At 67.7% G+C, this 11527-nt stretch carries 10 protein-coding genes; 1 reads left to right on the top strand and 9 read right to left on the bottom strand.

The window, feature by feature from the left end; translation table 11 throughout:
* Positions 1 to 99 precede the first annotated feature (99 nt).
* From OPU70_RS16470 to OPU70_RS16450, 5 genes are all read right to left on the bottom strand, one after another.
* Positions 100 to 714, bottom strand: coding sequence for a hypothetical protein (locus OPU70_RS16470; RefSeq protein WP_498558274.1), 615 nt, complete (start codon positions 712 to 714; stop codon positions 100 to 102).
* 44 nt (positions 715 to 758) lie between these two features.
* Positions 759 to 2465, bottom strand: coding sequence for an ABC transporter ATP-binding protein (locus tag OPU70_RS16465; protein WP_498558273.1), 1707 nt, complete (start codon positions 2463 to 2465; stop codon positions 759 to 761).
* On the bottom strand, positions 2462 to 3427 hold the full coding sequence (locus OPU70_RS16460; protein ID WP_042539077.1) for an ABC transporter permease: 966 nt from the start codon (positions 3425 to 3427) through the stop codon (positions 2462 to 2464). The genes OPU70_RS16465 and OPU70_RS16460 overlap by 4 nt, the downstream gene beginning before the upstream one ends.
* Positions 3428 to 3461: 34 nt before the next feature.
* Complete coding sequence (locus tag OPU70_RS16455) at positions 3462 to 4466, bottom strand: ABC transporter permease (protein ID WP_309686350.1); 1005 nt, start codon at positions 4464 to 4466, stop codon at positions 3462 to 3464.
* Between the two features lie 86 nt (positions 4467 to 4552).
* Complete coding sequence (locus tag OPU70_RS16450) at positions 4553 to 6226, bottom strand: ABC transporter substrate-binding protein (protein WP_309686347.1); 1674 nt, start codon at positions 6224 to 6226, stop codon at positions 4553 to 4555.
* A gap of 167 nt (positions 6227 to 6393) precedes the next feature.
* Between OPU70_RS16450 and OPU70_RS16445 the strand changes: the two genes are divergently transcribed.
* Positions 6394 to 7314, top strand: a complete 921-nt coding sequence (locus tag OPU70_RS16445; protein ID WP_498558272.1) for a sugar kinase — start codon at positions 6394 to 6396, stop codon at positions 7312 to 7314.
* Between the two features lie 7 nt (positions 7315 to 7321).
* On the opposite strand, the gene OPU70_RS16440 is transcribed toward OPU70_RS16445, so the two are convergent.
* From OPU70_RS16440 to OPU70_RS16425, 4 genes are read right to left on the bottom strand one after another with little or no spacing between them, the layout of a single operon-like run.
* The gene (locus OPU70_RS16440) at positions 7322 to 8188 is read right to left on the bottom strand and encodes a MurR/RpiR family transcriptional regulator (protein ID WP_042539070.1); all 867 of its coding nucleotides are present in this window, start codon (positions 8186 to 8188) and stop codon (positions 7322 to 7324) included.
* Between the two features lie 14 nt (positions 8189 to 8202).
* Positions 8203 to 9714: a glycoside hydrolase family 3 protein gene (locus OPU70_RS16435; protein WP_498558271.1), complete on the bottom strand. Its 1512-nt coding sequence runs from the start codon at positions 9712 to 9714 to the stop codon at positions 8203 to 8205.
* The gene (locus tag OPU70_RS16430) at positions 9711 to 10544 is read right to left on the bottom strand and encodes a carbohydrate ABC transporter permease (RefSeq protein ID WP_042539066.1); all 834 of its coding nucleotides are present in this window, start codon (positions 10542 to 10544) and stop codon (positions 9711 to 9713) included. Before OPU70_RS16430 ends, OPU70_RS16435 begins: the two co-directional genes overlap by 4 nt.
* Complete coding sequence (locus OPU70_RS16425) at positions 10541 to 11518, bottom strand: carbohydrate ABC transporter permease (RefSeq protein WP_498558270.1); 978 nt, start codon at positions 11516 to 11518, stop codon at positions 10541 to 10543. The genes OPU70_RS16430 and OPU70_RS16425 overlap by 4 nt, the downstream gene beginning before the upstream one ends.
* Positions 11519 to 11527: the final 9 nt, after the last annotated feature.

Genomic DNA, 11527 nt, shown 5'->3' with positions numbered 1-11527 from the left:
CCAACTATACGCGCGAACTTGCGACATGGCAAGCTCAATCCTTGACGTTCTTCGGATGCTGCGGTATTGGCACCCTCAGGACGCCTCGTCGGACGTCGGTCAGACCCAGGTCCAGGTGACGAGGATCGACTCGGCGACCGCCTGCCGCTCGTCGGGAGTCACCGTGTCGCTGAACGAGAACGTGACGACGTAGGTCTGGTCGTCAGTGCTGACGTAGTACTGCTCGACGCTGTAGGTCGTGCCCTCGCTCGTCATCGACGCCGACAGGTGAGCGGACTCGGAGTCTGCGATCGTCACCCGGTCGTTCACGACGGTGTCGGTCGCGCCGGCTCCCTCGAGCTCGGTCACTCCGGCGCTCTCGACGAGGTCAGGAGTGACGAGGCCGGCGGGCGACTCGAGGACGTTGACGTTGTCGGCGAACCCGTCCGTGTCCTGTCGGTTCGCGGCGAGCGTGTCCGGGCTGAAGCCGGCGATCTCCTGATCGGGCACGGCCCACCCCTCGGGGACGACGTAGGTGTACCCGTCTCCGGTGATCGTCTCTCCCGTGGCGGGTGCCGCATCGAGACTCGTCGATTCCTGCGTGCTCGGAGCACTCGACTCCGCCGGCTCCTCACCCGTCGAGGTCGACGACTCCGTGGTCGAGAAGGAGCATCCGGTCAGGACGAGCGATGCAGCGACGAGGATGACTGCCGCGGACGGAAGGGGAGAGCGCATGGCCACAGCCTATATACCGGCTGTGACCATGCGCTCTCGGCGCCTCAGGAGGCGATGTTGAGTTCGTTCCCCGGGATCGACGCCAGCAGGCGGCGCGTGTACGGGTCGCGCGGGTTCGTGAAGATCTCCTCCGACGAAGCAGCCTCGACGAGAGATCCGTCCTTCATCACGCACACGTAGTCGCTGATCAGTCGCACGACCGCGAGGTCGTGCGAGATGAACAGATAGCTGAGCCCGTACTCGGTCTGCAGGTCGCCGAGCAGTGTGAGGATCTGGTCCTGCACGAGCACGTCCAGCGCCGACACCGGCTCGTCGCACACGATCAGATCGGGCGAGAGGGCGAGCGCCCTGGCGATCGCGACTCGCTGCCGCTGCCCGCCGGATAGCTCCGACGGATACCGCCGCAGCATGGACTGCGGCAGCGCCACGTCGTCGAGCAGCTGGCGGACGCGCTTGCGCCTGTCGGCACTGCTCCCCCGCTTGTAGAAGTCGAGCGGCTCGGAGATCAGGCGCTCGATCGTGAACATCGGGTTCAGGCTCGAGTACGGGTCCTGGAAGATCGGCTGCACCCGCTGACGGAAGTCCTTCGTCTCCGCGCGGTCGAGGGACGCGATGTCCTTGCCCCCGTACCGGATGAGGCCGCTCGTCGGCTCGATGATCTTGAGCAGCATCCGCGCCGTGGTGGTCTTGCCGGACCCGGACTCGCCAACGATGGCGACCGTCTCACCCCGAGGGATCGCGAGAGAGACGTCGTTCACGGCGACGAAGTCCTCCTTCTGCCCTCGGACCGGATACACCTTGGTGAGGTGCTCGAACTCGACGATGTGGTCGGCGGCCGGACCCCCGGGCGTCACCTCGTCCGCCAGGGCCGGAGTATCCGCCCCCTGAGCGGGCCGATCCTCGACACGGAACGCCTCCGGCCGCAGGCGCGCCGCCGCGACCGACGGTGCCGCCGCCACGAGCGACTGCGTGTACGGATGCTGCGGCGCCTCGAGGATCTGCTTGGCCGGCCCCTGCTCGACGACCTTGCCCCGGTGCATCACGACGACGCGCTCGGCGCGCTCGGCCGCGAGACCGAGGTCGTGCGTGATGAGCAGCACGGCCGTGCCCAGCTCGCGCGTCATCTGACCGATCTGATCGAGGATCGTGTGCTGCACGGTCACGTCGAGCGCACTCGTCGGCTCGTCCGCGATCAGCAGACGAGGTTTGCACGCCAGACCGATCGCGATCAGCGCGCGCTGGCGCATGCCGCCCGAGAACTCGTGCGGATACTGCTTCGCACGGCGTTCGGGGTCGGGCAGGCCCGCGGCGCTGAGCGCCTCGACGACCTTCTCCTTCACGTTCTGCCTGGTGGCGAGACCGTGCGCGAGGAGGGTCTCGGCGACCTGGGTGCCGATCTTGGCGACCGGATTCAGGTTGGACATCGGGTCCTGTGGCACGAGGCCGATGTCACGCCCCCTGATCGTGCGCAGCTCGTTCTCGGAGGCGCGCGTGATGTCGCGGCCGTCGAGGCGGATGCTGCCAGCGGCGACGCGGCCGCCCCCGGCGAGCAGCCCGATGATGGCCATCGCGGTCGTCGACTTGCCCGACCCCGACTCCCCCACGATCGCGACGGTCTCACCCGGAGCGATCTCGAGGTCGACGCCCTCGACCGCGTGCACGACGCCGTCCATGGTGGCGAAGTCGACGGCGAGGCCCTCGACAGACAGCAGGGGCGCGTGCGGCGCCCGGTTCTCGTTCGCAGCGTTCATCGTGCTCTCGTCCTCGGGTCCATGGCCTCGCGCAGAGCCTCACCGAACAGGGTGAAGCCGAGTGCGGTGACCGCGATGCAGATGCCGGGCAGGAATGCCAGCCACGGCGCGATGGCGAGCTCGGCCTGCGCGTAGGTGAGCATGCGCCCCCACTCGGCCGTCTCGGGGCGACCGCCGCCGAGACCGAGGAACGACAGCGCCGCCGCATCGATGACAGCCGTCGCCAGCGTAAGCGTCCCCTGCACGATGACCGGGCCGATCGCGTTGGGCAGCACGTGCGACATGGTGATCTGACCGCGTCCGAGGCCCAGCGTCTGGGCCGAGAGCACATAGTCGCTCGATCGCTGCTGCAGCATCGACGCGCGCAGCAGGCGCGCGAAGATCGGAACCTGCGACGCACCGATCGCGATCATCACCGCGAAGGGCGTCTGACCCAGGATCGCGGCGATCGAGACGGCCAGCAGCAGGTTCGGCACCGACAGGATGATGTCGACGACGCGCATGATGAGCGTGTCGACCCATCCGCCGAACGTGCCGGCGAGAAGACCGAGGATCATTCCGCCGACCAGACCCAGGGCGGTCGAGATGACACCGATCAGCAGCGACGCCTGCGCACCCCAGATGAGCTTGGAGAGCACGTCGCCGCCGAAGCGGTCGAGGCCGAGCGGGAACTCGGGCAGCTCCCCCGGTCCCGGGATGTGCGTCGGCGTGATGAACTTCGCGCCGGGCAATGCGGTCTCGGGATACGGAGCGAGCACGGGAGCGAGCACCGACACCAGGATGAACACCAGGACGATGCCGGCGCCGATCCAGGCGGTGGGGTTGCGGCGGAGGCGGCGGAACACATCGTGCCAGAATCCGCCAGGGCCCTCTCTGAGCCCTGCTCGGCCGACGGCGACGGTGTCGACGACCTCGCCGCTCGCTGCGGATGGTCCTTGCGCGGGTGGGAGCGAGATGGTCATGACGCCACCCCCTTTCGGAGAACGAGACGGGACATCACTGCACCCGCACTCTCGGATCGATGAAGCTGTACGACACGTCGACCGCCAGGTTGATCAGCGCGTAGGCGATCGCGATGAAGATGATGAACCCCTGGAGCACCGGGAAGTCCCGCGTGAAGATCGCCCTCGCGAGGAAGGATCCGATGCCGGGGAACGCGAAGACGGTCTCGGTGAGCACCGCCCCCGAGATGAGGAGTCCGGTCTGCAGACCGATCGTCGTGATCACGGGCAGCATCGCGTTGCGCAGGATGAAGCGACTGCGCAGAGTCGACGAACCGACGCCCTTCGCGCGGCCCGTGCGCACGTAGTCGGCGTTCTGCACCTCCAGGACACTCGCCCTGGTGATGCGGACGATGATCGCGAGCGGGATCGTGCCGAGCGCCAGCGCCGGGAGGACGAGGTGCATGAGCGCGTCCCAGGACGCGTCGAACTCGCCGGTGATGATGCCGTCCCAGACGTAGAACCCCGTCGGGTGCGTGGCATCTATTCGGGGGTTCTGACGGCCATCCGAGGGAAGCCACCCGAGCTGCACCGCGAACACGTATTTCAGGATGAAGGCCAGGAAGAACACCGGGATGGTGATGCCCACGAGGCTCAGCACCACCGACGCGTGGTCGGTGAACTTGCCGTGGCGGCGAGCCGCCCAGTAGCCGAGCGGGATGCCGACGCCGACCGCGAAGATGAGCGCGAGAACACTCAGCTCGAGCGTCGCGGGGAAGCGACGGAAGAACTCCTCCGTCACGGGCCGGTTCGTCTGGATCGATGTTCCGAAGTCGCCCTGGAGGAGGCGGCCGACCCAGATGAAGTACTGCTCCAGGATCGGCTTGTTGAAGCCGTAGAGTTCGTTGACCCTGGCGACGGCCTCCGGAGTCGCCTTCTCGCCGAGAAGAGCGACGGCCGGGCCGCCTGGCAGGGCCCTGACCCAGGCGAACAGCAGGATGCTGAGGCCGATCAGAGTGGGAATGAGGAAAAGCAGTCGCCTGCCGATGGTGCGCAGCAAGAGGTCTCCGTTGATCAGAAGGTACGCCGGTCCCGGGCCTCCGCGGCGAGCGCGGAGACCCGGGTGGGCATCTCAGTCGGTCAGACCTACTCGGTGAGGACGATGTCCGTGAAGACCTCGTCGTTCACCGGGCTGGCGGGATAGCTGTCGACGCGAGGGTCGAACGCCAGTGTCGGCGCCGGGTGCGCGATCGGCACACCCGGGATGAACTGCGCGACCATCTCGTTGATCTCCTCGTAGAGGGCCGTCTGGTCCTCGAGGTTGGAGACACCGCGAGCCTCGTTCAGCTTCTGGAACAGCTCGGGGTTGTCGAAGCCCCACTCCGAGCTCTGCTGACCGAAGAAGACGCCGACGAAGTTGTCGGTGTCGTTGTAGTCACCGGTCCAGCCCAGCAGGTGGATCCCGTGGTCGGCCGTTCCCGTGGTGCGGTCGAGGTACTCGACCCACTCCTCCGAGACCGGGGTGGTCTCGACGCCGACCTCGGCGAGCTGCGACGAGAGCACCGTGAAGATCTGCTCGGGGTCCGGCATGTACGGACGCGAGACGTTGACCGGGTAGTTGAAGGTCAGCTTCAGCGGGTTGGCCTCGTCATAGCCTGCCTCTGCGAGCAGGGACTTGGCCTTCTCGGGGTCGTAGTCGTAGGTCGTGACGTCGGGGTTGTAGCCGTTGACGGTGTCGGGAACGAACTCGATCGCCTTCTCGGTGCCCTCGGGGAGGACCTGGCTGATCAGCGCATCCTTGTCGACCGCGTACGAGAGCGCCTCACGGACCTTCGGGTCCTGCAGCTCGGGGATGGCCTGGTTGAAGGCGAGGTAGAGGATCGTGAAGGGAGGGCGCGACACCATGGTGAAGCCGTCGTCCTCGAGCGCCTTGGTGTCGGCAGGACCCACGAGGTCGTAGCCGTCGATCGATCCGGACTCGAGAGCCTGACGACGCGCGGTCGGGTCGTCGATCGTGCGGAAGATGATCTCGTCGATCTGGCCCGCCTCGCCCCAGTAGTCGTCGTAGGCCTTGAGCGTGACCTGCTCGCCCGGCGCCCACTCGTCGAACTGGTACGGGCCGGTGCCGACCGGGTGACCCATCGCGTACTCGGAGAGCACGGGAGCCTCGGCGGAGCCGCTCACGTCGTCGGCGCCGAACTCCTGGAGTGCCGACGGGCTCTGCATCGAGAACGACGGCAGCGACAGCGACGCGACGAATCCGGCGAACGGCTTGTTCAGGTCGATCGTGACGGAGTAGTCGCCGTCAGGGGTGCAGGACTTGTAGACGGCGTCCGCCGGGCTGTCGGCGTAGCCCTTGAAGAGCTTGTTGTAGTAGTAGCCGAACGCCTCTGATGCCGCGAGGCCGGTCCAGTTGTACCAGCGGTCGAAGTTCGCGCACACGGCCTCGGCGTTGAACGGGGTGCCGTCGTGGAAGGTGACGTCCTCTTTCAGAGTGAATGTGTGGCTCATGCCGTCTTCCGACGACTCCCACGACTCGGCGAGCAGCGGTGCCGGGTCGGCCGTGCCGGGTTCGGTGCCCACGAGGCCCTCGAACATCTGCCGCGAGACGCGGAAGCTCTCGCCGTCCTGGGCGAATGCCGGGTCGAGGCTGGCCGGGTCGGAGGATGCGGCGAACACGAACGTGCCGTCGACATCGCCCGCAGCCTCTCCGCCGTCGTCGCTGCGCTCGCTGGCGACGCATCCCGAGAGGACCAGCGCCGCCAGTGCGGCTCCGGTGACGGCGAGGAGTCCTCGCCGACGCGTGACTGAGTGGTGCATTGTGTGACCTTCCTGTCGAGCGCTACAGTGCGCGTCCCGAAGACATCGTCGACTTCGGAACGGTGATGCCTCGACGCTACCCAGTGCGCATTCCGATGCAAACACCTCCAGGTTGCATTCCTGTTACGGAAGTTACGTGGTCGTGCCCATCCGGTAATGTCCACAACGTGCCCGACACATCTCCTCTCGCCGTCTGCGTCGGCGAGGGCCTCGTCTCTTTCGTCCCCGCCACTGCCGCTCCTCTCGAGGACGTGCGCACCTTTCACCGATCGCTCGCCGGGGCGGAGTGGAACACCGCGATCGCACTGGCATCGGCAGGAATCCGCACGGCTGTCGTGTCCCGCGTGGGCGACGACGGTTTCGGTCGGTTCCTCACGGCCGAGCTGCGCAGACACGAGGTCGACGATTCGGCCGTCGACGTCGACGCCGAAGCCCCGACCGGTCTCTACGTGAAAGAGCTGTCGCCTCGCCCAGACGGCTCGGTCGACGGGACGATGCACTACTACCGCTCGGGCTCAGCAGCCGCGGCGCTGTCGCCCGCGACCCTCGAATCCCCCGCCGCATCCGTCCTTCTGGCTCAGGCGGCGCTGGTGCACACCTCCGGGATCACGCCTGCTCTCTCGGCTTCCGCGCGGGCTGCACAGGATGCGCTGTTCGATGCACCCCGCGACGGTCGGCTGCTCAGCTTCGACGTGAACTGGCGCCCCGCGCTCTGGCGCGGACGCCAGGACGAAGGGCGCGCCGTGATCGCGGACTACGTGCGCCGCGCCGACATCGCGTTCTGCACTCGACCCGACGCAGAGTCGGTGTTCGGCACCGCCGAGCCGGATCGGCTGCGCGAGCTGTTCCCCGAGCCGAGGTATCTGCTCGCCACGAGCCCCGACGGCGCCGTGGCGTTCGATGGAGCGGAACGCACCGACAGCAGGTCGCTCGACGTCCCCGTCGTGGAATCCATCGGAGCCGGCGACGCGTTCGCCGCCGGGTTCCTCGCCGGCGTGCTGACCGGACTCTCCCTCACCGGCAGCCTCGCCCGCGCGCACAGGATCGCGACCAGAGCGCTGGTCAGCACCCGCGATCACATCGACTGATCGGCCCCTACCGGCGGCGCCGAGACGCCGCGGCGTCGTGCGTGAGCTGCAGCGGGATGACCACGGGTTCGCCCCGGTGCTGCACGACGCGCACGAAGAGGATGTCGACCAGCGCCAGCTGTGCGATGCGGCTCGACATCGCGGCCATCCGGAACGGCGACTCCTGCGCGTAGGTGATCAGCACGATGTCGGCGGCGAGCGCGAGCGTCGAGTCGGGCGCGCTCGTGATCGCCACGGACAGCGCACCCGCGTCCCGGGCGATCTCGACGGCGCGGACGACCTCCTGGGTCTCGCCGCCGTGCGAGAAGGCGATGACGACGTCGTCCGAGGTCCGCAGCGATGCCGTCGTGAGGGCCAGATGCGGATCAGCGGAGTGCGCGACCGAACAGCCGATGCGCGCGAGCTTCTGCTGAAGGTCCTGGGCGGTCAACGACGAGGCCGCCTGCCCGAACAGATCGACATGGCGGGCTGCCACGACGGCCCTCGCGACCCGGTCGAGTGCGTCCGCATCGAGCCCGCGCGCCGTCTTCTCGATCGCGTCGATCTCCTGAGCTGCGAGCTTCGCGGCGATCGCCGACGGCTCGTCGTCCGGGTCGATCGCCGTGGTGTCGAGGCCGAAACGCGCCCGCTGCGCCTGGGCGAGCGTGACCGTGCGAGCGACCGCCACCCGCAGCTCCCGGTACCCGCTGAAGCCGAGCGACTGCGCGAACCGGGCCACGGTCGACAGAGACGTGTGACAGAGCTGCGCGAGATCGTTGATGGCGAGATCGACGACGAGCGTGGGGTCACCGAGGATCGTCTCCGCGACCCGTGCTTCTGCAGCACTCAGTCGAGGAACGGATCGGCGCACCAGCGCGAGAACATCGTCGTCCACGGTGTCATCCTGCCTCAGTCAGGCGGTCCTGCGCTCGCGGGCGACCGAACGGCGCGGTGCGAAGCCCCGCCGGTGAGTCGATCTCTGGCGGCCTGAGCACCGATCCTGCTCGCGGATCCGACCTCCACGACGGGGAGCGGCAGTGGCCGCCTGGCCGCGAGTCCGACGTTGACCACGACGGCTTCGGGGTCGCGCAGAGCGGCGCGTTCGACCAGCGAGCGCTGCGCGTCATCGGCGTCAGGCCGATCCAGGAGGATGACCGTCAGCCCCTCGGCGAGGACGGCTCGCTCGAGAGCGGAGTCCTGCTCGTCGATCGACGAACGCGCGACGTCGACACGAACACGGTGGCCGTCGGCTGCGAGCGTCTGAGCCACATACGCGGACGCGCTGTCGACAGCGAGAGTCGAACGACGGCGGGCGTCGACCACCGCGAGCGCTTCGGCATCCGCGGTCGCGCCGGTGATGGCTCGTCGGACGATCGCCGATCCGTCGTAGCCGACGGGAGGCGCGGTCGTGGCACGAGTGCGGAGGGTCTCGGCCAGACGGGCGACCCGCTGGGCCGCAGCGGCGAGTCTCTCGCGCGGCAGCGAACCGTCGCTCACCGCCGCGAGGATCCCGTCACGAGCGGCGAGGAAGTCTCGTCTGTCCTGGTCGGGGAGCGTGGCTTCGCCCCGGTTCGTCGGGTTGCCGATGCACAGCAGATCGACGCCGGCCGCCAGGGCACGTGCGGCGCCCTGGCCGATGCCGACGGTCTCGCGGATCGCCGCCATGTCGAGGGCGTCCGAGATGATGACACCGTCGAAACCCCAGTCCCGCAGCATCCCGAGCACCCGGGGATTCAGCGTCGCCGGTTCCTCCCCCCACGCCGGAACGACGATGTGCGCGGTCATGATGGCGTCGACCCCCGCGGCGATCGCGGCACGGAACGGCTCGAGGTGCACGCGCTCGTACTCGGCGATGTCGAGCGAGATCTCGGGCAGCGCGTGGTGCGAATCCAGATGCGTGTCGCCGTGTCCGGGAAAGTGCTTGACGCATGCGGCGACGGCATTGCTCTGCAGTCCGTCGACCGCCGCCTGCACGTGACGGGCGACGAGTTCTTCGTCGCTGCCGAAGGAACGGACCCCGATCACGGGGTTCCGTGGATCCGTGTTCACATCGGCGACGGGCCCGAGCACCACGTTGACGCCGACCGAGGCGACCCGTCGGGCGAGCTCCGCACCGGAGTCCCTCGTCGCATCGACATCGTCGACGATGCCGAGCTGGGCGGCCCCCGGGAGGGTGGAACCGGTCGCCGACTCGAGGCGCGTGACGTTGCCGCCCTCCTCGTCGATCCCGATCAGCGCGTCCGGGTTAGCACGAAGGATCTCGTCGCTCAGGGCAGGCAGCCCATCACCGACGTTCTGGCTGAAGTACACCGCTCCAGCCAGGCCGTCGCGCAGCTCGGCGAGGAGCCAGTCCGGCGCCTCGGTGCCGAGGAACCCCGGCCAGAGCACCGCGTTGGCGAGGCGGACGAGCTCGTCGGTCATCCCTTCACCGCTCCCGCGACCATGCCTGCCGAGAGGCGACGCTGCACGATCACGAAGAAGACCATGACGGGGATCGTGATGATCGTCGACGCGGCCATGATGCTGCCCCAGTCGTTGGAGTGCAGACCGAAGAAGGACTTCAGACCGATCGAGACCGTGTACTGGTCGGTCTCGCTGCCGAGGATCGTCATCGCGAAGATGAACTCGTTCCAGGCCGTGATGAAGCTGAAGATGCTGGTGGCCACGAGGCCGGGCATCACGAGAGGCAGCAGGATCGAGCGGAACATCCGCCACCAGCTGGCCCCGTCGATGTACGCGGCCTCTTCGAGCTCGACCGGCACCGCGGCGACGAACCCGCGCAGCATCCAGATCCCGAACGCGAGCGAGAGCGCGACGTAGACGACCATCAGACCGAGGATGCTGTTGAGCAGTCCGAGGCTCTTGACCTGAAGGAAGAGCGGGATGACGAGAGCCTCGAGCGGGACCATCTGCACGACGAGGATCATCATCAGGATGGTCGTGCGGAACTTGAACTTGAACCGGGCGACCGCCACTGCCGCGAGCAGACAGACCAGAGCACTCACCAGAACCGTCACCAGGGCCACGATGGCCGAATTGCGCAGGTAGGTGCCGAAGCCGCCGTCGGTGAGGACGAAGGCGAAGTTGTCGAACGTGAATTCCTGGGGCAGCAGCGACTGACCGCCGCTGGATGCCTTGGCATCGAACGCGCTGGAGACCATCCAGTACACGGGGAACAGCGTGAAGATCAGGACGGCGGCGATCGCGATGCCGGTGCCGAGGCGCGACATGGCGGACGGGCGGGGGTTCACAGCTCGTCCTCCTTCATCAGGGAGCGGATGTACACGATCGTGATTCCGATCAGCACGAGGGTGAGCAGCACGGCGAGGGCGGCGCCGAACCCGTAGCGGTTCTGGCCGAAGGATTCGACGTACGACCAGACGCCGAGGTTGAGCACCGACCGGTTGCCTCCCCCACCGCCCGGCATGAGGTAGACCTGCGCGAAGACCTTGAAGTCCCAGATCGTCGACAGGATGATGACGACAGAGAAGACGGGCTTGAGCGTCGGGAAGATGATCTTCCAGAAGCGCATCCAGGCGTTCGCCCCGTCGAGCGCGGCCGCCTCGAGCATCTCCTTCGAGACGCCGAGGAGACCGGCGAGCACCGTGATCGCGACGAACGGGAAGCCGTGGTGCACGACGTTCAGCAGCACGATCGCGTAGAACGACCACTGGTTGGTGAACCAGTTGACCGGTTCGTCCGTCAGACCGAGGTTCTGCAGGGTGGTGTTGAAGATGCCCCGGTCGGCGTCGAAGATGAACGTCCAGACGTAGGTGCCGGTGACGGCCGGCATGGCCCACGCGACCATGATGCAGCTCGAGACGATGGTGCGCCAGACCGTGCCCAGCTTGGCGAGCAGGAGCGCGACCAGCGTGCCGACCGCCACCGTGACGAACACGGCGACAGCGGCGAAGCCGACGGTGTTCGGCAGGACGACGGTCCACAGCGTCGGGTTGGTGAGCGCCTCGACGTAGTTGTCGACGCCGATCCAGTTGTTCTCGCCCGTGTTGATCTCGCGCAGACCGTAGTCCTGCAGCGAGAAGATGAAGACCTGGATGAGCGGCCAGAGCATGAGCACCGCGAGGATGACCAGCCCGGGAGCGAGAAGAAGCCAGGGGCGGGCCGTGAGCAGCGAGAATCCTCGCCGCCGGGGCTGGCCGCCGGCCACGGAGGCGGAGGTGGACTCCGCCTTCGTGGCCGGCAGTGGCGCTTGCACCATCGACATGAAGGGATA

This window comes from Microbacterium sp. SWDP-B6, from assembly GCF_059803615.1.
This window is presented reverse-complemented; position numbering and strand designations above follow the sequence as displayed.